The organism is Mycolicibacterium monacense (genome assembly GCF_010731575.1).
Lineage (GTDB): Bacteria > Actinomycetota > Actinomycetes > Mycobacteriales > Mycobacteriaceae > Mycobacterium > Mycobacterium monacense.
The window spans coordinates 2,343,173-2,366,167 of record NZ_AP022617.1; the positions used below are offsets into that span (position 1 = coordinate 2,343,173).

At 69.0% G+C, this 22,995-nt stretch carries 20 protein-coding genes; 13 read left to right on the top strand and 7 right to left on the bottom strand.

Translation table 11 applies throughout. From position 1 onward, the window contains the following. Nucleotides 1-3 precede the first annotated feature (3 nt). The 4 genes from sufC to G6N49_RS11145 are packed head-to-tail and all read right to left on the bottom strand — an operon-like array spanning nucleotide 4 to nucleotide 4,162. Nucleotides 4-795 carry a Fe-S cluster assembly ATPase SufC gene (gene sufC, locus G6N49_RS11130; RefSeq protein ID WP_083045494.1) on the bottom strand — a complete coding sequence of 264 codons (792 nt, stop codon included), beginning with the start codon at nucleotides 793-795 and terminating at the stop codon, nucleotides 4-6. Further along, nucleotides 792-1,985 (bottom strand): Fe-S cluster assembly protein SufD, encoded by a 1,194-nt coding sequence (gene sufD / locus G6N49_RS11135; protein WP_064917133.1) that lies wholly within the window; start codon nucleotides 1,983-1,985, stop codon nucleotides 792-794. Before sufD ends, sufC begins: the two co-directional genes overlap by 4 nt. Beyond that, complete coding sequence (sufB, locus tag G6N49_RS11140) at nucleotides 1,986-3,449, bottom strand: Fe-S cluster assembly protein SufB (protein WP_083045495.1); 1,464 nt, start codon at nucleotides 3,447-3,449, stop codon at nucleotides 1,986-1,988. It lies immediately after the preceding gene. Then, a complete protein-coding gene (locus G6N49_RS11145; protein WP_011855575.1) occupies nucleotides 3,446-4,162 on the bottom strand; it encodes a helix-turn-helix transcriptional regulator in 717 nt (238 codons plus the stop codon). Before G6N49_RS11145 ends, sufB begins: the two co-directional genes overlap by 4 nt. Nucleotides 4,163-4,294: 132 nt before the next feature. On the opposite strand from G6N49_RS11145, the gene mptB reads away from it, so the two are divergent. The 6 genes from mptB to G6N49_RS11175 all read left to right on the top strand — a co-directional run bounded on the left by mptB (nucleotide 4,295) and on the right by G6N49_RS11175 (nucleotide 11,479). After that, nucleotides 4,295-6,025, top strand: coding sequence for a polyprenol phosphomannose-dependent alpha 1,6 mannosyltransferase MptB (gene mptB, locus G6N49_RS11150; protein WP_179967832.1), 1,731 nt, complete (start codon nucleotides 4,295-4,297; stop codon nucleotides 6,023-6,025). After that, the gene (locus G6N49_RS11155) at nucleotides 6,022-6,954 is read left to right on the top strand and encodes an ABC transporter ATP-binding protein (protein WP_011855573.1); all 933 of its coding nucleotides are present in this window, start codon (nucleotides 6,022-6,024) and stop codon (nucleotides 6,952-6,954) included. Before mptB ends, G6N49_RS11155 begins: the two co-directional genes overlap by 4 nt. Further along, the gene (locus tag G6N49_RS11160) at nucleotides 6,951-7,727 is read left to right on the top strand and encodes an ABC transporter permease (protein WP_011855572.1); all 777 of its coding nucleotides are present in this window, start codon (nucleotides 6,951-6,953) and stop codon (nucleotides 7,725-7,727) included. The genes G6N49_RS11155 and G6N49_RS11160 overlap by 4 nt, the downstream gene beginning before the upstream one ends. A gap of 74 nt (nucleotides 7,728-7,801) precedes the next feature. After that, entirely contained in the window at nucleotides 7,802-8,830 is a 1,029-nt protein-coding gene (locus G6N49_RS11165) for a COX15/CtaA family protein (protein WP_011855571.1), read from the top strand. Nucleotides 8,831-9,676: 846 nt separating this feature from the next. Further along, nucleotides 9,677-10,651: a quinone oxidoreductase family protein gene (locus G6N49_RS11170; protein ID WP_011855569.1), complete on the top strand. Its 975-nt coding sequence runs from the start codon at nucleotides 9,677-9,679 to the stop codon at nucleotides 10,649-10,651. Nucleotides 10,652-10,702: 51 nt separating this feature from the next. Further along, complete coding sequence (locus G6N49_RS11175; RefSeq protein WP_011855568.1) at nucleotides 10,703-11,479, top strand: DeoR/GlpR family DNA-binding transcription regulator; 777 nt, start codon at nucleotides 10,703-10,705, stop codon at nucleotides 11,477-11,479. Here G6N49_RS11175 and G6N49_RS11180 read toward each other — a convergent pair whose 3' ends face one another. Both G6N49_RS11180 and G6N49_RS11185 read right to left on the bottom strand, forming a co-directional pair. After that, entirely contained in the window at nucleotides 11,480-12,226 is a 747-nt protein-coding gene (locus tag G6N49_RS11180) for an inositol monophosphatase family protein (RefSeq protein WP_011855567.1), read from the bottom strand. It lies immediately after the preceding gene. Nucleotides 12,227-12,237: 11 nt separating this feature from the next. Then, nucleotides 12,238-13,053: a BtpA/SgcQ family protein gene (locus G6N49_RS11185; RefSeq protein WP_011855566.1), complete on the bottom strand. Its 816-nt coding sequence runs from the start codon at nucleotides 13,051-13,053 to the stop codon at nucleotides 12,238-12,240. A gap of 154 nt (nucleotides 13,054-13,207) precedes the next feature. On the opposite strand from G6N49_RS11185, the gene G6N49_RS11190 reads away from it, so the two are divergent. Genes G6N49_RS11190 through G6N49_RS11215 form a run of 6 tightly spaced genes read left to right on the top strand, consistent with a single transcriptional unit; the run spans nucleotide 13,208 to nucleotide 19,655 of the window. Further along, entirely contained in the window at nucleotides 13,208-14,692 is a 1,485-nt protein-coding gene (locus tag G6N49_RS11190) for an FGGY-family carbohydrate kinase (RefSeq protein ID WP_083045497.1), read from the top strand. Next, nucleotides 14,692-15,483 (top strand): SDR family NAD(P)-dependent oxidoreductase, encoded by a 792-nt coding sequence (locus G6N49_RS11195; protein WP_083045498.1) that lies wholly within the window; start codon nucleotides 14,692-14,694, stop codon nucleotides 15,481-15,483. The genes G6N49_RS11190 and G6N49_RS11195 overlap by 1 nt, the downstream gene beginning before the upstream one ends. Nucleotides 15,484-15,541: 58 nt before the next feature. Next, nucleotides 15,542-16,873 (top strand): ABC transporter substrate-binding protein, encoded by a 1,332-nt coding sequence (locus tag G6N49_RS11200; RefSeq protein ID WP_083045499.1) that lies wholly within the window; start codon nucleotides 15,542-15,544, stop codon nucleotides 16,871-16,873. A gap of 34 nt (nucleotides 16,874-16,907) precedes the next feature. After that, a complete protein-coding gene (locus G6N49_RS11205; RefSeq protein ID WP_011559815.1) occupies nucleotides 16,908-17,768 on the top strand; it encodes a carbohydrate ABC transporter permease in 861 nt (286 codons plus the stop codon). Beyond that, nucleotides 17,768-18,583, top strand: a complete 816-nt coding sequence (locus G6N49_RS11210; RefSeq protein ID WP_011559814.1) for a carbohydrate ABC transporter permease — start codon at nucleotides 17,768-17,770, stop codon at nucleotides 18,581-18,583. Before G6N49_RS11205 ends, G6N49_RS11210 begins: the two co-directional genes overlap by 1 nt. A gap of 19 nt (nucleotides 18,584-18,602) precedes the next feature. Next, nucleotides 18,603-19,655, top strand: coding sequence for an ABC transporter ATP-binding protein (locus G6N49_RS11215; RefSeq protein WP_083045500.1), 1,053 nt, complete (start codon nucleotides 18,603-18,605; stop codon nucleotides 19,653-19,655). Between the two features lie 18 nt (nucleotides 19,656-19,673). Here G6N49_RS11215 and G6N49_RS11220 read toward each other — a convergent pair whose 3' ends face one another. After that, nucleotides 19,674-20,606 (bottom strand): heme o synthase, encoded by a 933-nt coding sequence (locus G6N49_RS11220; protein ID WP_011855561.1) that lies wholly within the window; start codon nucleotides 20,604-20,606, stop codon nucleotides 19,674-19,676. 282 nt (nucleotides 20,607-20,888) lie between these two features. Between G6N49_RS11220 and tkt the strand changes: the two genes are divergently transcribed. After that, nucleotides 20,889-22,982, top strand: coding sequence for a transketolase (gene tkt, locus G6N49_RS11225; RefSeq protein ID WP_011559811.1), 2,094 nt, complete (start codon nucleotides 20,889-20,891; stop codon nucleotides 22,980-22,982). Nucleotides 22,983-22,995 lie beyond the last annotated feature (13 nt).

The following is a 22,995-nucleotide window of genomic DNA, read 5'->3' on the forward strand; positions in this document are numbered from 1 at the left end:
CCTTCAGACGCCCGTCGAAGCAGCCTGCGCGGTGAACCGCTCGTAACCCTTGGCCTCGAGTTCGTCGGCCAGTTCCGGACCGCCGGACTCGACGATGCGGCCGCCGACGAACACGTGCACGAACTGCGGTTGGATGTAGCGCAGGATGCGGGTGTAGTGCGTGATCACCAGCACGCCACCGTCGTTTTCCTTGGCGTAGCGGTTCACGCCCTCGCTGACGACCTTCAGCGCGTCGACGTCGAGACCGGAGTCCGTTTCGTCGAGGATCGCGATCTTCGGCTTGAGCAGCGACAGCTGCAGGATCTCGTGGCGCTTCTTCTCGCCACCCGAGAAGCCCTCGTTCACACTGCGTTCGGAGAACGACGGGTCGATGTCCAGGTCGGTCATTGCGCCCTTGACCTCTCTGATCCAGTGCCGCAGCTTCGGCGCCTCACCGCGGACCGCGGTCGCGGCGGTGCGCAGGAAGTTCGACATCGACACCCCGGGCACCTCGACCGGATACTGCATGGCCAGGAAAAGCCCCGCGCGGGCCCGCTCGTCGACCGTCATCTCCAGCACGTCCTGGCCGTCGAGGGTGATCGACCCCGACGTCACGGTGTACTTCGGATGGCCGGCGACCGCGTAGGACAGCGTCGATTTGCCGGACCCGTTGGGCCCCATCAGCGCGTGCGTCTCCCCCGAGTTCACGGTCAGGTTGACGCCCTTGAGGATCTCCTTGGCGCCGCCGTCGGCGCCGCTGGCATCCGCGCCGGCGGCGACGGTGACGTGGAGGTCCTTGATTTCGAGTGTGGTCATGACTGGTTGTTTCCTTCGGTGAGGGCTAGCTCGCGTTCGATGGCGTCGGTCAGGCGCTCGCGTACGGCGGGCACGGCGATCTTCGAGATGATCTCGCCGAAGAACCCCCGCACGATGAGCCGCCGCGCCTGCTCCTCGGGGATACCGCGGGCCTGTAGGTAGAACATCTGCTCGTCGTCGAAACGGCCGGTGGCGCTGGCATGTCCGGCGCCGACGATCTCGCCGGTCTCGATCTCGAGGTTGGGCACGGAATCCGCCCGGGCACCGTCGGTGAGCACCAGGTTGCGGTTCGCCTCGTAGGTGTCGGTGCCGGTGGCCTCGGCGCGGATCAGCACATCGCCCACCCAGACGGTGTGCGCATCGGGTTTGTCGGAGTTCGGATCGCCTTGCAGCGCACCCTTGTACAGCACGTCGGACTTGCAGTTCGGGTGCGCGTGGTCGACCAGCAGGCGCGCCTCGAGGTGCTGACCGTCGTCGGCGAAGTAGGTGCCCAGCATCTGGGCGTCCCCGCCAGGCGCGGTGAACCGCACGGTCGCCGACGTCCGCACGACGTCGCCACCGAGCATGACGTTGACGTGGCCGAGCACCGAGTCCTTGCCCAGACGGGCGTGGTGGGCGCTGACGTTGACCATGTCGTCGGCCCAGTCGGCGAGCCAGATGACCCCGACACCCGCGGCGTCACCGACGATGATCTCGACGTTGTCGGCGTAGGTGCCGCTGCCGCGCAGGTCGACGACCACGATGGCCTTCGCGAGTTCCTCGACTCGGATCTGCAGGTGCCCGTAGGCGACCCTGCCCTCGCCGGGACCGGCGACGGTGATCTCGATCGGATCGGCCACGACGGTGTCACGTGCGACGGTCACCACGGTGGCGGATTCGAACGACGAGAACGCCTGTGCGGCAACGCGATCGGCGGGCACACCACCCTGACCGAGGCGTTCGTCGCCGCGCTGGACCGTCTCGACCGTCACACCGGGCCGTTCCGAGACCTCGATGCAGGCGGTACCGGACGCGACGGCCGAACCGTCGTGCAGTCCGCGCAGCCGGCGCAGCGGGGTGAACCGCCAGATCTCGTCGCGACCGCCGGGCACCTCGAAGGCGTTGACGTCGAACGACGTGAAGACCTCACCCTTGTTGAGCGCCGAGCCGGCCGGTGTTCCCTCTGCCGCGGCTGTCAGATTCTGCGTCACTTATCCGACCGCGCCTTCCATCTGCAGTTCAATCAGGCGGTTGAGCTCCAGCGCGTACTCCATCGGCAGTTCCTTGGCGATGGGCTCGACGAAGCCGCGCACCACCATCGCCATCGCCTCGTCCTCGGTCATCCCGCGGCTCATCAGGTAGAACAGCTGATCCTCGCTGACCTTCGACACAGTCGCCTCGTGACCCATCGTGACGTCGTCCTCGCGGATGTCGACGTACGGGTAGGTGTCGCTGCGGCTGATCGTGTCGACAAGCAGCGCATCGCATTTCACGCTCGAACGCGAACCGTGCGCACCCTTGTTCACCTGGACCAGGCCGCGGTAGGACGCGCGGCCACCGCCGCGGGCCACCGACTTCGAGACGATGTTGCTCGACGTCTGCGGTGCCAGGTGCAGCATCTTGGCGCCGGTGTCCTGGTGCTGGCCCTCGCCGGCGAACGCGACCGAGAGCACCTCGCCCTTGGCGTGCTCACCGGTCATCCAGACCGCGGGGTACTTCATGGTGACCTTGGAGCCGATGTTGCCGTCGACCCACTCCATGGTGGCCCCGGCCTCGGCGCGGGCCCGCTTGGTGACCAGGTTGTAGACGTTGTTCGACCAGTTCTGGATCGTCGTGTACCGACAGCGTCCACCGGGCTTGACGATGATCTCGACGACCGCCGAGTGCAGCGAGTCGCTCTTGTAGATCGGCGCGGTGCAGCCCTCGACGTAGTGCACGTAGGCACCCTCGTCGACGATGATCAGCGTCCGCTCGAACTGACCCATGTTCTCGGTGTTGATCCGGAAGTAGGCCTGCAGCGGGATGTCGACGTGCACACCCGGCGGCACGTAGATGAACGAACCACCCGACCACACCGCGGTGTTGAGCGCGGAGAACTTGTTGTCCCCGGCCGGGATCACGGTGCCGAAAAACTGCTTGAACAGGTCCGGGTGCTCTTTGAGCGCGGTGTCGGTATCGAGGAAGATCACGCCCTGGGCCTCCAGATCCTCCCGGATCGAGTGGTAGACCACCTCGGACTCGTACTGCGCGGCGACACCCGACACCAGACGCTGCTTCTCCGCTTCCGGGATGCCCAGCTTGTCGTAGGTGTTCTTGATGTCGGCGGGCAGATCGTCCCACGTGGCGGCCTGCTTCTCGCTGGACCGCACGAAGTACTTGATGTTGTCGAAGTCGATGCCCTCGAGGTTGGAGCCCCAGTTCGGCATCGGCTTCTTGTCGAATGTGCGCAGCGCGCGCAGCCGGATGTCGAGCATCCACTCGGGCTCGTTCTTCTTCGCCGAGATGTCGCGGACGACGGCCTCGGACAGTCCGCGCTGGGCGCTGGCGCCTGCGACGTCGGAGTCGGCCCAGCCGTAGCCGTACCGGCCCAGTGAGGCGATGGCCTCCTCCTGCGACAGCGGCTCGCCGATCGTGTGTTCAGGCGTGACGCTCGTCGTGTCCGGGGTGGCGGTCATGTCGACGCTCCTTGGTCGGTCGGGACGGATCCGGTGCGGGCTGTGCGCCGGAGGGGTGGTGTCGTGTCTGGCTGCAGCGGCACGTGGGTGGTGCAGGCACAGTCGCCGTTGACGATCGTGGCCAGCCGCTGCACGTGGGTGCCGAGGATCTCGGAGAACGCCTCGCGCTCGGCCTCGCACAACTCCGGGAACTCCTCGGCGACGTGCGAGACCGGGCAGTGGTGCTGGCAGATCTGCACGCCGTCGATCGGGCCGCTGACCCGGGTGGTGGTGGTCGCGTAGCCGGCCTCGGTGAGCGCTTCGGCCACCCGGCCGGCAGTTGATTCAACACCATCGGCCCCCTGGGCTACTCCCGAGAGGATGGTGTCGATCCGCCGGCGGGCGAAGGTGCGGACGGCATCGTCGCCGCCGATCTCCCGCAACTGCCGCATCGCGGCCGCCGCGAGATCGTCGTAGGTGTGGCCGAGCTTGGCGCGTCCGGCGGCGGTGAGCCGGTAGCGTTTGGCCGGTCGGCCCCGGCCGGTGTGCTGCCACGCCGCGGCCGCCGTGGCCTGCGCGTCACCCGCCTCGATCAGCGCGTCCAGGTGCCTGCGCACACCCGCGGCGGAGATGCCCAGCCGCTCGCCGATCGCCGATGCGGTCACCGGCCCCTGCAGCAGCATCTGAATGATCGCGCTGCGGGTATGCCCGTCCGAGACGTGCGCAGCGGACACGCCGGCAGCCTCGGTAGGGATTTTCACAACACCATTGTGACGGAATTAGACAGCCGCTTCCACCAAGGCGACCCTTAGTCGGAGCGTGAGAGTGCGCACAGTCCCGCCGGTTAGTCTGCTCGAATGGCTCGTATGGCCGGGCGACTGCAGTCCTTCAGTTCCTCGATCGCCCGCTGGCACGGCGACGAGCGCACGGTCGGCTCACCGCTCACCGAGGCCGATCTGGTCTCGCTGCGCCGGACGCGGTTGTTCGGGGCGACGGGCACCGTGCTGATGGCGATCGGCGCCCTGGGCGCCGGCGCACGCCCCGTCGTCCAGGATCCGACCTTCGGCGTCCGGCTGCTCAACCTGCCCTCGCGCATCCAGACCGTCTCGCTGACGATGACCACGACCGGCGCGGTGATGATGGCGCTGGCCTGGCTGATGCTGGGCCGCTTCGCACTCGGCAGCCGGCGGATGTCACGCAGCCAGACCGACCGCACGCTGTTGCTGTGGGCGATACCGCTGCTCATCGCCCCGCCGATGTACAGCAAGGACGTCTACTCCTACCTCGCGCAGAGCGAGATCTCGCTGCAGGGTCTCGACCCTTACAAGGTCGGGCCCGCCACCGGCCTCGGACTCGACCACGTGTTCACGCTGTCGGTGCCCAGCCTGTGGCGTGAGACCCCGGCGCCCTACGGTCCGCTGTTCCTGTGGATCGGGCAGACCATCTCCGCGATCACCGGCGAGAACATCGTCTGGGCGGTGCTGTTCCACCGATTGGTCGTGCTGGCCGGTGTCGGCCTGATCGTCTGGGCCACCCCGCGGCTGGCCCGCCGCTGCGGCGTCGCCGAGGTCAGCGCATTGTGGCTGGGCCCGTGCAATCCCCTGCTCTTCATGCACCTGGTGGCCGGCATCCACAACGAGGCGCTGATGCTCGGCCTGATGCTGGCGGGCACGGAGTTCGCGCTGCGCGGCGTGGACGCGGTCCGGCCGCTCGTCCCGCGACCGTTGCACTGGCCGTCGGGAGGGGCGCAGTGGGCGCGCTGGTACCCGATGGCCATGCTGCTCGCCGGAACCGTGCTGATCGCGATGTCGTCGCAGGTCAAACTGCCGTCGCTGCTGGCTCTGGGCTTCGTTGCGATGGCGCTGGCCTGCCGCTGGGGCGGCACCGTGAAGGCGTTCCTCATCGCCGGCGGATCGCTCACCGCCGTCGCGGTGGCGGTGATGGCGCTCATCGGCTGGGCCAGTGGGCTGGGGTTCGGCTGGCTGTTCACCCTCGGCACCGCCAACGTGGTGCGCAGCTGGATGTCCCCGCCGACGCTGATCGCGCTGGGCACCGGTCAGGTCGGCATCCTGCTCGGCCTGGGCGACCACACCACCGCGATCCTGGGGCTCACCCGCGCCATCGGCGTGAGCATCATCGCGGTGTTGGTCAGCGGGTTGCTGCTGGCGGTGCTGCGGGGACGGTTGCATCCGGTCGGCGGCCTGGGTGTGGCGCTGGGGGCGACCGTGCTGCTCTTCCCCGTCGTGCAGCCCTGGTACCTGTTGTGGGCGATCATCCCGCTCGCGACGTGGGCCACCCGCCCGGGCTTCCGCGGCGCGACGATCGCGGTCACACTGATCGTCGGCATCTTCGGCCCCACTGCCAACGGCGACCGGTTCGCGCTGTTCCAGATCGTGATGGCCACGCTGGCCAGCACGGTCGTGGTCGCGGTACTGATGGCCCTGACCTGGCGCCGGCTCCCCTGGCAGCCGTTACCCGACGGCGATCCGCCGGCCATGCCCGGCCTGCCGCCCCCGTCGCCGGAATCCGCCGAATCCGATCCGCGACCACCGCAACCGCGGTCGGCCGCACCGGGCGCATACGCTGATTCCCCGTGACCACTACGTCGGCCAGCCCCGTGCGACTGCGCGGGGTGACCAAGCGCTACGGGTCGACCACGGCGGTCGACGGGCTCGACCTCGACGTGCACCACGCCGAGGTGCTGGCGCTGCTCGGACCCAACGGCGCGGGCAAGACGACCACCGTCGAGATGTGCGAGGGCTTCCTGCGACCCGATTCGGGCACCATCGAGATCCTCGGTATGGACCCCGCGGCGCACAACACCAAGGTGCGTGAGCGCATCGGCGTCATGCTGCAGGGCGGCGGCGGTTATCCGGCGGCCCGGGCCGGCGAGATGCTCGACCTGGTCGCCGCCTACGCCGCCGACCCCCTCGACCCGCAATGGCTGCTCGACACCCTCGGGCTCACCGACGTCGCACGCACCACCTACCGCCGGCTGTCCGGGGGGCAGCAGCAGCGGCTCGCGCTGGCCTGCGCCGTCGTCGGCCGCCCCGAACTCGTCTTCCTCGACGAGCCGACCGCCGGCATGGACGCCCACGCCCGCATCGTGGTCTGGGAGATGATCGATGCGCTTCGCCGCGACGGCGTCACCGTCGTGTTGACCACCCACCAGCTGACCGAGGCCGAGGAACTGGCCGACCGGCTGGTGATCATCGACCACGGTGTCGCGGTCGCCACCGGGACACCGGCCGAGCTGATGCGCAGCGGCGCCGAGAACCAGCTGCGGTTCAGCGCGCCGCCCCGGCTTGATCTGTCGCTGCTGATGACCGCGCTGCCGGAGAGCTACAAGGCCACCGAGACCACGCCGGGCGAATACCTCGTCGAAGGCCACGTCGACCCCCAGGTGCTGGCCACGGTGACGGCCTGGTGCGCACGCCTGGACGTGCTGGCCACCGATATGCGCGTCGAGCAGCGCAGCCTCGAAGACGTGTTCTTGGATCTGACCGGCCGGGAGTTGCGGAAATGACGACCAACCAGTTCGCCCCGGGCACCTTCACGCCCGATCCGCGGCCCGCCGCCGTGCCGAAGATGCTGGCCGCCCAGTTCGGCCTCGAACTGCGGCTGCTGCTGCGCAACGGCGAGCAGTTGCTGCTGACGATGTTCATCCCGATCACCCTGCTCGTCGGCCTGATCCTGTTGCCGCTGGGCGACTTCGGCGACGACCGGGCGGGCACGTTCGTCCCCGCGATCATGGCGCTCGCGGTGATCTCGACGGCCTTCACGGGCCAGGCCATCGCCGTGGCGTTCGACCGTCGCTACGGCGCGCTGAAAAGACTTGGGGCGACGGCACTTCCGGTGTGGGGCATCATCGCCGGCAAATCGCTGGCGGTGGTGGCGGTGGTCTTCCTGCAGTCGGTCCTGCTGGGGGCCATCGGCATCGCGCTGGGATGGCGGCCCGAGGTGGTCGGGCTGGCCCTCGGCGCGGCGATCATCGCGCTGGGCACCGCGGGGTTCGCGGCGCTGGGTCTGCTGCTCGGCGGCACCCTGCGCGCCGAGATCGTGCTGGCGGTCGCCAACCTGCTGTGGTTCGTGTTCGCGGGGCTGGGGGCGTTGACCCTCGAAGGTCAGGCGGTGCCCGGCGCGCTCGCGTGGGCCGCCCGGCTCACGCCGTCGGGCGCGCTGACCGAGGCGCTGACCCAGGCGATGACGCTGTCGATCGACTGGCTGGGGCTGGCCGTCCTCGCCGCGTGGGGCGGTGTGGCGGCGCTGTGCGCGCTGCGCTGGTTCCGCTTCACCTGACATCGACGCAGGCAGCCGTCGTGTAGGGCGGGCCTACTACGGTTCGTAGTTAGGGCTGCTCTACCATCGGATTCGTGCCCGTCAGACGACTCTTCCTGCGGCTGGTCGACCTGCTGCCGCTGCCCAGTCTGCGGGTCCAGCGCGCCATCGCGATCGCGGTCATCCTGACCCAGGGCGGAATCTCGGTCACCGGCGCGATCGTCCGCGTCACGGCGTCGGGACTGGGCTGCCCCACCTGGCCGCAGTGCTTCCCCGGCAGCTTCACCCCGGTACCGCACGCCGAGGTGCCCGGCATCCACCAGGCCGTCGAGTTCGGCAACCGGCTGATCACGTTCCTCGTGGTGCTGACCGCCGCCGCGGCCGTGCTGGCCGTCACGCGTGCCCGGCGCCGCCGCGAGGTCCTCGTCTACGCCTGGCTGATGCCCGCCTCGACGGTGGCCCAGGCCGTGATCGGCGGTGTCACGGTGCTGACCGGACTGCTGTGGTGGACCGTCGCGATCCACCTGCTGGTCTCGATGGCGATGGTGTGGCTGGCGGTCCTGCTGTTCGTCAAGATCGGGGAACCCGACGGTGGCACCCTCGTGCGCACTGTCCCGAAACCGTTGCGCCAGTTGACGTTGCTGAGCGCGGTGACCCTGTCGGCCGTCCTGGTCACCGGCACCCTGGTGACCGGCGCGGGTCCGCACGCCGGCGACAAGAGCATCGAGCAACCGGTCCCCCGGCTGCAGGTGGAGATCACCACGCTGGTGCACCTGCACTCGTCGCTGCTCATCGCCTACCTGTCGCTTCTGGTCGCACTCGGCTTCGCACTGTTGGCGGTGCGGGCGCCGCGGCCCGTGCTGATCCGGCTGGGCGTGCTGATCGGGATCGCCGCCGCCCAGGGCATGGTCGGCGCCGTCCAGTTCGTCACGGGTGTGCCTGCCGCGCTCGTCGCGGTGCACGTGGCGGGGGCGGCCGCCTGTACGGCGGCCACCGCGGCGCTATGGGCGTCGATGCGACAGCGGACCGAGACCGAGGCGCTCGAGCGCGACCTCGACGGCGATGGCGAAGTCGCGCTCGCGGTCCGCACGCGTGGCGGCGTCGAGTTGCCGCCAACCCAGTGACGGCTCGACCAGTTCCACCTCGAGCACCCGCGCGTCCTCGCGATCGCCGATGACGTCGACCCGCGCGTAGAGGAATTCGGCCGCCTCCATCCCGAGGGCCGCCGCGGCCGCCCCCAGCGCCGCGTGCCCGAGCTCCCACAGTTCGAAATCCGGTTCGGCGGGCGCCAGGGTCTCCAGCGCGTAGGTGCCCGACACGTCGAACACCGGCGGACCCTCCGGCGGCAGGATCGCGGCCTTGGTGAACGCGTGCGACTGCGCGCTGCCGAGGAACACCAGCGCCGTCTCCCCGTACTCCACCCGCGCGTCGTACGGCTGCACGAGAACCGCGCGGCCCTGCGCCTGCAGGTGCGCCGCGTGGGCGGCAGCGGCAGCGGGATCGGTGAAGCGTTGCGCCCCCACCGAACCCCCGCCGACCGCGGGTTTGACCACGACCTCACCGTCCGGCACGACGACGCGGTCACCGCTGCCGAAGTGGCGGGTCGGCACCGTCGGCACCCCGCGCTGCGCCAACTCCACGAGGTATCGCTTGTCGGTGTTCCAGGCGACGACGTCCGGGCTGTTCAGCAGGTTGCGCACCTGCCGCGTCCACACCTTGAACTCGTCGAGACGGTCGATGTAGTCCCACGTCGCCCGTAGGATCACCAGGTCGGCGTCGAGCACCGCCGGATCGTCCCAGGCCAGCCAGCGGGCGTGTAGACCCCGCGTGCGCAGCGCATCCACGAGTCCGTCGTCGTCGCCGTCACCCTCGGGAAGGGCAGGGCAGCCGGCCAGCACGATCCGCGGATGGAACAGGTCGGGACGCGCGAGCCTCACCCGGGTCATGCTAGGCGGTGGATGATGGTTCCCATGTACGCGATCGAAGTCTCCGAAACCGGCGGTCCCGAGGTCCTCACCCACGTCGAGAAGGAACCCCCATCCCCCGGCCCGGGTCAGGTGCTGATCAAGGCCGAGGCGATCGGCGTCAACTTCATCGACACCTACTTCCGGTCGGGCCTGTATCCGCGCGAGGTGCCGTTCGTCGTCGGTACCGAGGTCTGCGGCACCATCGAGGCCATCGGCGACGACGTCGCGGCGCTTCAGGTGGGCGACCGGGTGGTCACCGACAAGGCGCTCGGCGCGTATGCCGAATACACCCTGGCGCCCGCGGATTTCGTGGCCTATGTGCCCGACGGCGTGGCCCCCGCGGTCGCCGCCTCCTCGCTGCTGAAGGGGATGACCGCCCACTACCTGATCAAGTCGACGTATCCGGTGCAGCAGGGCGACACGGTGCTGGTGCACGCCGGGGCCGGCGGCGTCGGGCTGATCCTCACGCAGTGGGCGACCAGCCTGGCGGCCAAGGTCATCACGACCGTCTCCACACCGCAGAAGGCCGAACTCTCACGCCAGGCCGGGGCGATCGAGGTGCTCGACTACCCGGACGACGCGCAGGAGTTCGGCGCCCGGATCCGCGAACTCACCGGCGGTAACGGTGTGGCCGCCGTGTACGACGGGGTCGGGGCGGCGACGTTCGACGCCAGCCTGGCCAGCCTGGCGGTGCGCGGCACCCTCGTCCTGTTCGGCGGCGCCAGCGGTCCCGTCCCCCCGGTCGACCCGCAGCGGCTGAACTCTGCGGGGTCGGTGTACCTGACCCGGCCCAGCCTGGTGCACTACACCCGCACCCCCGACGAATTCTCTTGGCGCGCAGGCGAAGTGCTGGACGCGATCGCGAAGGGTGCCATCACGGTGACCGTCAGCGAGCACTATCCGCTACAGGAGGCCGAACGCGCGCACCGCGATCTGCAGGGGCGCAAGACCGTCGGATCGGTGGTCCTGATTCCGTAACGATCGTGTGATCGGTGTGAAAGTTTCACACGTCTGGCCTACGCTGGAGCGGTGCCCACACTGAACGCGCACGCCCGGCGGGCCGCGATCGCCGCCAGGATCAACGCCGACCGGGAAGTCGACTTCGCTTCGCTCGCCGAGGAATTCGACGTCTCCGAGATGACGATCCGGCGCGACATCGAGCGGCTGGAGGACCAAGGCATCGCCCGGCGGGTGCTCGGCGGCGCGATCGCGTTCGGCGGCAAGTCGACCGAGCCGTCGTTCGCCGCCCGCGCGGCCGAGGCGGCCGACGAGAAGATCCACATCGCCAGCGCGGTGGCCGATCTGCTGACCCCGCAGGAGACGGTCATCCTCGACAGCGGCAGCACCGTGCTGGCGGTGGCCCGGGCGATCAAGGGCCGCGGGCTGGGCCTGACGGTGATCACGCCGAGCGTCCTGGTCGCCGTGGAGCTCGCCGATGAACCCGACACCACGATCCTGCTCACCGGCGGGAAGGTCCGCCCCGGCGAGCTGAGCCTCATCGGCGCCGAGGCGGAGGACTTCTACCTGCGCTACAACTGCGACACCTATGTGATGGGCATCGCCGGCGTCGACGGCAGACGCGGCGCGTCGGAGTACCACCGCGAAGAAGGCAACGTCAAGCAGGCGGCGATGCGGTCGGCCGACCGGGTCATCGTGGCCGCCGACGCCACCAAACTCGGGCGCGTGCAGCTGATCAACGTCGCTCCGGTGTCCGAAATCTCGGTGTTGGTCACCGACGGGCCGTGCGAACACCCCACGCTGGAGTCGTTGCGCGCCGCGGGCGTCCAGGTGGTCTGCGTCGGCTGATCAACCCCAGCGGGCCGAGACGCTCTCGTCACCGTCGGCCGGCCGGCACACCGTCGCACCCGCCTCCTCGGCGATGAGCGCACCGGCGGCCCAGTCGTGTACCGCGAGATCGTCCTCGACGAATGCGTGCAGGCTGCCCTGCGCCACCAGACACAGGTCGACGGCCGCGGCGCCGAAGCGGCGCATGTCGGTGTAGTCGGCCACCAACGCGCCGAGTTCGCGGACCTGACGCCGGCGGCGTCCGGGGTCGTAGGACAGGCCGGTGCCGATGAGCCGCGCCGACGTCGCGGGCAGCTGCAGCGGCAGCACCGCCCGCTGAGCCGGCGACCTGAGCTGCGCACCCCCGCCCCTGGCCGCACTCCAGGTGGCGCCCAGCGCGGGTGCGGTCACCGCCCCGGCGAGCCACACGCCGTCTGAGGTGCGGCGCACCGCCACGGAGGTCGCGAAGTACGGGATCAACCGGGTGTAGTTGGTGGTGCCGTCCAGCGGGTCGACGACCCACTCCAACCCGCTCACCCCCGTGTGCGCGGGCAGTTCCTCCCCGAGCACGGAATCGCCGGGGCGGGCGGCGAGGAGAATCTCGCGCACGGCTTCCTCCGCCGCCCGGTCGACCGGGGTGACGACGTCGCCGGCCGCGCTCTTGGTGCTGACGATGATCGGTTCACCGAGCCGCCGCAGGCAGAGTTCGGCGCCCGTCTGCGCTGCGGCCACCGCGAGATCCTCGAGCTCGCCGGACGACGTCGACATCTCCCGGATGTTCACAATGTGGCGCGGAATTCCCGCACGACGGTCATCAGCTCGGTGACCCGGGACTGGACGGCGCGGTTCTCGAACACGCCGTCCTCCTTGAAGTAGGTCCCGACGATGGCGCCGTCGGCGATCGACAACTGCTCGGCCGCGTTGTGGGCGCGCACACCGGTGTTGACGAACACCGGTACGTCGCCGGCCTCGTCCTTGACCACCTGCAGCGCCTGCGAGTCGGTCGATGCGCCCGCGGTCAGCCCCGACACGCAGATGCCGTCGGGTCGGGTCGCGAAGACCGTCGTCTTGGTGATCGATGCGAGGTCCCGGTCGGACAGGTAGACCGCCGACTCCGGCACGATGTTGAACAGCAGCTTCACGCCGGCCCCGCCGATGCGGTGCCGGTGGCGGGCCACGGCGCCGACGTTGGTGTCCCAGAGGCCGAAGTCGCTGGCGTACACGCCGGTGAAGATCTCGCGCACCCACTGTGCGCCGGTGGCGACCGCGAGGTCGATCGAGGCCCGGCCGTCCCACAGCACGTTCACGCCGTAGGGCAGTGTGAGGTCGGGCAGCAGCTCCCCGATGATCCGGGCCATTGTGATGGCGGTGATGGGTTCGGTCTTGGTCAGATACGGCAAGCTGAACTCGTTGGAGATCATCACGCCGTCGACGCCGCCGTCCCGCAGGGCGGCGAGTTCGCCCTTGGCACGGTCCACCACAGCGCGGATCCCGGCCGCGGAGTCGTATCCGGGATCGCCGGGCAGAGCAGACAGGTGCAGCATCGCGATCACGGGCTTCTGTACCGCGAACACCTCATCGAGCCAATTGGTCATGGAACGCCTCTCACGGTTGTCGACGACATCCTGGATGTTATTAAATAACAGTCAACGTGCGGCAGTGCAGCGTTTTACGTGACGGTTACACACAACGTGTGAGAATCTAACAGATACGCGGTACGGTCAGCATCCGAGCGAACGAGAGGACGGCATGTCGCAGTTCACGATCGGTGTCGACATCGGCACCACGGGGACCAAGACGGTGCTCGTCGACGTCGCGGCCGCGCGCATCGTCGCCCAGGCGTCCGCCGAGAGCCGGCTCTTCGCCGATGCACCCGGACATGCGGAGGCCGACCCCGCACAGTGGATCGACAACGCGCACAGCACGATTCGGGCCGTCCTCGCGGAGTCCGGGGTGGCCCCCGGACAGGTCGGCGCGCTGTCCACCACCGGTATGGTGCCCGCGGTCGTGCCCGTCGACGCCCACGGCGTCCCGGTCCGCCGGGCGCTGCTGCAGAACGACGCCCGCGCCACCGCACAGATCGAGCGGTTGCGGGAGGCGCTCGACGCCGCCGACGTCCTGGCCGCCACGGGATCGGCGATCACGCAGCAGTCGGTGGCGCCGACCGCAATGTGGCTGCGCGAGAACGATCCTGACACCTGGCACCGGACCGCCCGTCTGGTCGGGTCGTACGACTGGGTGCTCATGGCGCTGGGCGCGGGCCCCCACGTCGAATTGAACTGGGCCATCGAGTCCGGCCTGGGCACCCTCGACGGACAGCAGTACGAGCCGATGTTCGCCGCGGCCGACCTCGGCGCGGACACCATGCCCGAGGTGCTGGCCCCCGGCGCTCAGGCCGGAACCCTCAGTGCCGCAGCGGCGGCGGCCACCGGGCTTCCCGAGGGGCTGCCGCTGATCGTCGGCGGGGCCGATCACGTCCTGTCCGCGTACGCGGCAGGAGTGAACGCCGCGGGTGACTGGCTGGTGAAGCTCGGCGGCGCGGGCGACGTCCTTGCCGCCAGCGATACACCCGTCATCGACGGCCGGCTCTACCTGGACGCCCATCCGGTACCGGGTCGCTGGCTGCCCAACGGGTGCATGGCCACCAGCGGGAGTCTGATCCGGTGGTTCCAGACCCTGATCGGCGGCGTGGACCTCCTGCAGCTCGACGACGAGGCAGCCGGCCGCGACGCCGCCGAAATTCTCTGCCTGCCTTACTTTCTCGGCGAGAAGAGCCCCCTGCACGATCCCGATCTGCGCGGCGCCTTCGTCGGACTCGACCTGGCCCACACCCGGGCGGACATGTACCGGTCGGTGCTCGAGGCGATCGCGTTCGGGTTCAGACACCACACCGACGTGTTCACCTCGATCGGCGTCCCGCTGCAGCGGGCGATGGTCACCAACGGCGGCAGCAAATCGGTGCTGTGGAAACAGATCCTCGCCGACGTCCTCGACACCCCGCTGTGGCCGGTGGTCGGGCACCCGGGGGCGTCGCTCGGTGCGGCGGTGATTGCGGCGATCGGCGTCGGCGCGCTCGACGACTGGGACGGCGCCGCACGTTTCCTCACCCTCGGCGACGCCGTCGAACCCGACCCGCGCCACGTCGACCGGTACGCCGAGGCCTACTCCCTGTGGCGCACTCTCGGCGGCGTGCTCACCCCCGTCTCCCACCAACTCGCCCGAAAGGCCAAGTGATGACTGCCGATTCACCCACGCTCCAGACCGCCGTGGTCACCGGCGCCGGATCCGGGATCGGCCGCGCCATAGCGACGACGCTCGCGGCCCGCGGCTGGCGCGTCATCGTCACCGACGTGAACCTCACCGGGGCCCAGGAGACGGTGGCCGGACTCGAGGATGCCGCCGGCCGCGGCCACGAGGCCCTGCAGTTGGACGTCACCGACGCCGCCGCGGCCGCCCGGCTCGCCGACGACGTCGCCGACCGGCTGGGCCTGGACGCGTGGGTCAACAACGCCGGCGTATCGGCGATGGAGCGGTTCGTCGACGTCACACCCGGCCAGTACGACCGCACCCTGGACATCAACACCAAGGCGGTGTTCTTCTGCGGGCAGGCCGCGGCGCGGGCGATGATCCGCACCGGACGCCAGGGCACCATCGTCAACACCGCGTCCATGGCCGCCAAACAGGGCCGCGTACCGTTCCTCACCGACTATGTGGCGTCGAAGTTCGCGGTGCTCGGCCTGACGCAGGCGATGGCCTACGAGCTGGCCGACCACCAGATCACGGTGAACTGCGTGTGCCCCGGCTTCGTCGCCACCCCCATGCAGTCGCGGGAACTGGAGTGGGAGGCGCGGCTGACCGGCTCCACCCCGGACGCGGTGCGTCAAAGCTGGATCGACGCAACGCCGTTGGCCCGGTTGCAGACTCCGGACGACGTCGCCCGCGCGGTGGCGTTCCTGGTCTCCGACGACGCCCGGTTCATCACCGGGGAAGCTCTTTCGGTCAACGGCGGTGCCTACATGGATTGAGCCGGGGCCGCCGACCCGGTGAACTCGATCCAGCCAACCCAGTAGGAAGTGAGTACCCATGAAGATCCCGAAGCTCGGCCGGCGCCCAGCGCGGCGGAAAGCCACGCGCTGGATGCCGGCATTGGCCATGACCGCAGGACTCGCTTTGGCCGGCTGCGCCGGATCCGGTGGCTCCGGCGACGAGCAGAGCTCGTCGGGGTTGGGGGACATCCCGACCGACACCAACGCAACCGTGCGGGTGCTCATGGAGAACGTGCCCGACACCGACATCGTGCAGGGCATGGTCGGACAGTTCAACGAGAAGTACCCCGACATCAAGGTCCAGATCGAGACCATGACGTTCGACCAGATGCGTGACCGCCTGGTGTCGTCGTTCCAGTCGGCCGAACCCGCCTACGACCTGATCGTCGTCGACAACCCGTGGATGGACGATTTCGCCGCCGCGGGCTTCCTCGAGCCGCTGAACGACCGGATCTCCTCGACCCCCGACTACCAGCCGGACGACTTCTTCCCGTCGCTGACCGACATCACCGACGTCGACGGCACGACCTACGGGGTGCCGTTCTACAACTACGCACTGGGCTACATCTACAACAAGCCGGATCTGCAGGCCGCGAACCTGCAGGTGCCGACTGACCTCGACGCGCTGGTGTCGACGTCGCAGCGGCTCAAGGCGGGCGACCGCGCCGGTATCGCCATGCAGCCGCAGCGCGGGTACAAGATCTTCGAGGAATGGGCGAACTGGCTGTTCGCCGCGGGCGGGTCGATCTACGACGCGGAGGGTAAGCCGACGCTGAACACCGAGCAGGCCGCCCGCGCCCTGGACGCCTACATCGAGACCTACCGCACCGCGGCCCCGGCCAACAGCCTGAACTGGGGCTTCGACGAGGCCTTCCGCTCGGTCTCCGGCGGCAACGCCGCCTCGATGATCGGCTACAACTGGAACCTGCCCGCGCTCAACGACCCCGCCGGGGCGTCGGGTGCGCGCGCCGGACAGTTCGCGTTGGCGCCGATTCCCGGCGGCAAGTCCGCGCTGGGCCTGTGGAGCTGGGCGATCCCGGCGAACTCGGCGGCTCCGGACGCGGCCTGGGCGTTCACGTCCTGGATCACCTCACCCGCCGTCGACGCCCAGCGCGTCGCCGAGGGCGGTGCGGTGACCCGCAAGGGTTCGCTGACCGATCCGAAGGTGCTGGCCGACGGGTACGGCGAGGAGTACTACCGCGTCGTCGGTGAGATCCTGGCCGACGCAGCCCCGCTCTCCCAGGGCCGCGGTGGTGAGGAGATGATCCAGGCCGTGGGAACCGAGCTCAACGACGCGGCGGCGGGCAACAAGAGCGTGGCCGACGCACTGCGCGACGCCCAGGCGGCCGCAGAGCGAATCCAGCAGTGACACAGGGGAATGCGACGGTCGCGGGAACGAGAACATGAGATTCAAGTACGGCATGCTGATGCCGCTGCTCGCCTTGTTCGGCGTGGCCGTCGGATTCCCGCTCTGCTATGCGGCCTACCTGTCGGTCACCGACTATCGGCTGACCGACCGCCGGGCCCCGGACTTCGTCGGCATCGCGAACTTCGGGTCCGCGCTTTCGAACTCCGCGTTCTGGGAGGCGTTCGGCACCACCGCGATCTACGTGGTGGTGGCGGTCTCACTGGAACTGGTCATCGGGTTCTCACTCGCTCTGGCGCTGCACCAGCAGAAGTGGGCCAAGGACCTGTCCCGGGCGATCGTGCTGGCGCCCATGTTCATCACCCCGATTGCCGTCGGGCTGATCTTCCGGTTCCTGCTCAACGACCAGATCGGCGCCATCCCGGCGCTTTTGCACGCGGTCGGCACCGACTACGACTTCTTCGGCTCCGGCAAGGCGTTGCTCACCCTGGCGTTCATCGACGTGTGGCAGTGGACGCCGTTCATGGTGCTGCTCATCCTGGCGGGCCTGGAGTCGATGCCCAAACAGCCGATGGAGGCCGCCCGCGTCGACGGCGCCGGCCCCGTCTACCGGCTGCGGCGGGTCCTGATCCCGATGCTGGCACCGGTGCTGACCGTCGCGGTGCTGCTCCGCGGACTCGACGCGCTGCGCGTGTTCGAGTACGTCTACGCCACCACCCGCGGTGGGCCCGGCACCGAGACCCAGACCCTGCAGTACTTCATGTATCTCGAGGGCATCCAGTTCTTCCGGCTCGCCCAAGCCAGCGCCATGGCCTTCATCGTGCTGGTGCTGGTGCTGGCCGTGATCGTCGTCGCCTTCCGCGCGATGGAGCGCAGCCGCGAAAGGACCACCGCCTGATGACCCGGCCGCGTCCCCTCGAGGTCCTGCGCATCGCCGTGCTCACCGCGGCGCTGGTGTTCGTGCTGTTTCCCATCGCCTGGGTCGCGCTGGCGAGTTTCAAGACGCCGGCGCAGATGTCCGAGCCGTTCCTCATCGCGTTCGGCCCCACCCTGGACAACTGGCGCGCGGTGCTCGACTCGGGCATCTTCGCCGCCGCGGGCCGCAGCGTCGTGGTCGGTGTGGTCACCGTGGTGGTGAGCCTCGTGGTTGGCAGCATGGGCGCCTACGTGATCGCCAAATACCGCGCGGGTGGCTCGCTGACCCGCTTCGGCATGCTTGCCGCGCAAGTGGTTCCGCCCGCGGTGATGGTCTTCCCGTTCCTGACGATGGCCCAGGCGTTGCGGATGACCGACACGCTGGTGCCGGTGATCTTCGCGCACCTGTCGTTCGTGCTGCCGCTGGTGACCTGGTTTCTGATCGGATTCTTCGAGGCCGTCCCGGCCTCACTCGAGGAGCAGGCCCGCGTCGACGGGTTCACCCGGTGGCAGGCGTTCCGGCTGGTCGTGCTGCCGCAGGTGCTGCCCGGCATCGGCGCGGCGGGGATCTTCGGGTTCACGCTGTCGTGGAACGACATGTTCTACGGGCTCATCCTGGCGCCCGGCAATGCCGCGATCCTGCCGGTGGCGATCTCGAACTTCAACACCTTCCGCGGCGTCCAGATCGGGACGATGAGCGCCGCGATCATGATCGCCATCGTGCCGGTGGTGGTCGCCAGCTTCTTCATCCAGCGACGCCTGGTCCAGGGGATCAGCGGCGGCGCGGTCAAGTACTAGTAGCGAGGAACTCCCCCACATGGCATCGGTCACCTTCTCAGCGGTCACCAAGGCGTTCGGCGACGCCACCGTGGTCTCGGAACTCGACCTCGAACTGACCGACGGCAGCATGACCGTGCTGGTCGGACCGTCGGGATGCGGTAAGACCACGTCGCTGCGCATGCTCGCCGGGCTCGAGAAGGTCAGCTCCGGGTCCATCCACATCGGCGACCGCGACGTCACCGCACTGGAACCCAAGGAACGCGATATCGCGATGGTGTTCCAGAACTACGCGCTGTATCCGCATCTGTCGGTGCGCGAGAACATCGCGTTTCCGCTGCGCGCCAAGAAGATCGCGCGCACCGAGGCGTTGCGGCGGGCCGATGGGATCGCCGAGTCGCTTGGCCTCGGTCACCTCACCGCACGCAAACCCAAGGATCTGTCCGGCGGCCAGCAGCAGCGTGTGGCGATCGGCCGCGCGATCATCCGTGAACCGTCGGTGTTCCTGTTCGACGAACCGCTGAGCAACCTCGACGCGAAGCTGCGCGTGGAGACCCGGACCGAACTGCTGCGTCTGCAGCGCCGGCTCGGGATCACCTCGCTCTACGTCACCCACGACCAGGAGGAGGCGATGACGCTGTCGGACCGCATCGTGGTGATGCGCGACGGCCGGATCGCCCAGGCCGCTCCCCCGGCGGAGGTGTATCGACGCCCCGCCGACACGTTCGTCGCGACGTTCGTCGGCAGCCCGAAGATGAACCTCGTGACCGGCGCCGTGGCGGCCGGGGAGCTGCGCTGTGACGGCCTGCGGATGACCGTCGGCGGCCCCGACGCCCCAGCCGTGACGATCGGTGTGCGTCCTGACGACCTCACGCTGTCGGCGGCCGCGGACGGTGCGGCGACGGTCGAACTGGTCGAGTTGCTGGGTCCGCGCGCGATCGTGACGGTGCGCGCCGGTGACGAACGGCTCACCAGCGTGGTCGCCGCCGCACAGTTGGCCGACATCTCCCCCGGCACCGCCGTCGAGCTGTCCGCGCGGCCCGCCGACGTGCACCGCTTCGACCCGCAGACGGGTGTGCGGCTGCCCGGATAGGCGCGCCCCGGTGGGTGGCTAGCTGCCCAGCAGGGTCGGCAGCGCCAGCACCGAGTCGACCGCCAGCGCGGCGAATACGACGGCCAGATAGTTGTTCGACTGCAGGAACAGTCGCAGCGGCTTGACCGGCTCGCCGCGCTTGACCCCGTTGTAGAGCTGGTGGGCCATCACCAGGAACCAGGTGCCCGCGAGCACCGCCACCGAGGCGTACAGCCAGCCGGTGGCCAGCGCCAGCGCCAGCGTGGTCAGCACCGTCAGCCAGGTGTAGATCAGGATCTGGCGGGTGACCTGACGCTCGGTGGCCACGGCAGGCAGCATGGGCACACCCGCCGCTTTGTAGTCATCCTTGTAGCGCATCGCCAGCGCCCAGGTGTGCGGCGGCGTCCAGAAGAAGATGATCGCGAACATCACCAGCGCCGGCCACTGGATGGTGCCGGTGACCGCCGACCAGCCGATCATCACCGGCATGCAACCGGCCGCCCCGCCCCACACCACGTTCTGGGAGGTACGACGCTTGAGCAGCAGCGTGTAGACGAAGACGTAGAACGCGATGGTGGCCACGGCCAGCAGGCCGGACAGCAGGTTGCTGGTGCCCCACAGCCAGAAGAACGAGCCGACCGACAGGACCAGGCCGAAGATCAGCGCGTTGCGGGTCGGGACGGTGTCGCGGGCGAGCGGCCTGCGCGCGGTCCGCTTCATCTTCTTGTCGATGTCGGCGTCGGCGACGCAGTTGAGTGTGTTCGCACCTGCGGCGGCCAGCATGCCGCCGATGAGCGTGTTGAGGATCAGCAGCGGATCGACCGAGCCGCGATCGGCCAGTAGCATCGCCGGGATCGCGGTGACCAGAAGCAACTCGATCACGCGCGGTTTCGTCAGCGCCAGATAGGCCAGAACCGTGGTGCGGATGCGAGACGGCGCCCCATGGCTGAGGTGGCGCTCGCGAATGCTCACGCAGTCAACTCCCTCATCGTTGGCGGTGGTCTTGGCGATGTTGATGGTCTTCCGCTTGGTGATGGTCACAGCCGCCGCGCAACATCTACTACAGACGATGGTAGACCGCTGGGGACCCTGCGGATGACCGCAGGGTCATTTCCGCACCACTACCGTAACGGGAGCACGAAATCTCCCCGCATGCACCATGCGGCGCCGCAGCCGGGAGCACTAGGGTTGGAGGCGCGGTCCGAAAGGTTGTGTGCGGCCGCTGACCGAACATTGCCACCAAGGAGCGAGCCAGTGACCACCGTCGACGACATCGCGACGCTGACCCAACCCCACCACCCCGACGACTGGTCCGAGTTGGACTCCGTCGCGGTCGACACCGTGCGGGTGCTGGCGGCGGATGCCGTGCAGAAGGTCGGCAACGGCCATCCCGGTACGGCGATGAGCCTGGCGCCGCTGGCGTACACGCTGTTCCAGCGGACCATGCGGCACGACCCCAGCGATGTGCACTGGCTGGGCCGGGACCGGTTCGTCCTGTCCTGCGGTCATTCGAGCCTGACGCTCTACATCCAGCTCTACCTGGGCGGGTTCGGTCTCGAGCTCGAGGACATCCAGGCGCTGCGGACCTTCAAGTCGAAGACCCCGGGCCATCCCGAGTTCCGGCACACCAAGGGTGTGGAGATCACCACCGGCCCGCTCGGTCAGGGCCTCGCCTCGGCCGTGGGTATGGCGATGGCGGCGCGCTACGAGCGCGGGCTGTTCGACCCGGACGCCGCGCCGGGCACCAGCCCGTTCGACCACCACATCTACGTGATCGCCTCCGACGGCGACATCGAAGAGGGTGTGACCAGCGAGGCGTCGTCGCTGGCGGGTACCCAGCAGCTGGGCAACCTCATCGTCTTCTACGACCAGAACCAGATCTCCATCGAGCACGACACGAACATCGCGCTGTCGGAGAATGTCGCCGACCGCTACCGCGCCTACGGCTGGCACGTCCAGGAGGTCGAGGGCGGCGAGAACGTCGTCGGAATCGAAGAAGCCATCGAGGCCGCCAAGGCGGTCACGGACCGCCCGTCCTTCATCGCGGTGCGCACGATCATCGGCTATCCGGCGCCGAACAAGATGAACACCGGCGGCGTGCACGGCTCGGCGCTCGGTGACGACGAGGTCGCGGCGGTCAAGGAGGTTCTCGGCTTCGACCCGGACAAGACGTTCGAGGTGCGCGACGAGGTCATCGAGCACACCCGCAAGCTCGTCCAGCGGGGCCGCGAAGCCCACGAGAAGTGGCAGCCCGAGTTCGACGCCTGGGCCGAGCGCGAACCCGAGCGCAAGAAGCTGCTCGACCGGCTGCTCGCCCAGGAGCTGCCGGACGGCTGGGACGCCGATCTGACGTACTGGGAGCCGGGCAGCAAGGCGGTCGCCACCCGCGCCGCGTTCGGCCAGGTGCTCAACGACGTCGCGCCGAAGCTGCCCGAATTGTGGGGCGGTTCGGCCGATTTGGCCGGTAGCAACAACACGACCATCAAGGGCGTGAAATCGTTCGGCCCGCCGTCGATCTCGACCGACGACTTCACCGCCGACTGGTACGGCCGGGTGCTGCACTTCGGTATCCGCGAACACGCGATGGGCTCGATCCTGTCGGGCATCGTGCTGCACGGCCCGACGCGCGCCTTCGGCGGGACGTTCCTGCAGTTCTCCGACTACATGCGGCCGGCGGTGCGGTTGGCGTCGCTGATGGACATCGACACCATCTACATCTGGACCCACGATTCGATCGGTCTCGGCGAGGACGGCCCCACGCACCAGCCGATCGAACATCTCGCCGCGCTGCGGGCGATCCCGAACCTGTCGGTGGTCCGGCCGGGTGACCCGAACGAGACGGCCTACGCCTGGCGCAGCATCCTGGCCCGCGGCAACGGCAGCGGCCCGGTCGGTTTCATCCTGACCCGACAGGGCATCCCGGTGCTGGAGGGCACCGACTCCGACGGCGTCGCCCGCGGCGGATACGTCCTCGGCGGCGGGAATCCCTCCGATGACGCCGACGTCATCATCATCGCGACCGGATCCGAACTCCAGCTCGCGGTGGAGGCGAAGAAGCTCCTCGCCGAGAAGGACCTCACCGCATACGTGGTGTCCATGCCGTGCGTGGAGTGGTTCGAGTCGCAGCCGAAGGAATACCGCGACAGCGTCCTGCCGCCCAACGTCTCCGCGCGCGTCGCAGTGGAGGCCGCCGTCGCCCAGAGCTGGTACAAGCTCGTCGGCGACACCGGCGAGATCGTCTCCATCGAGCACTACGGGGAGTCCGCCGACGACAAGACGTTGTTCCGCGAGTTCGGCTTCACCGCCGAGGCCGTGGCCGCCGCCGCGGAGCGCACCATAAACAACTAACCGACAAGGCAAG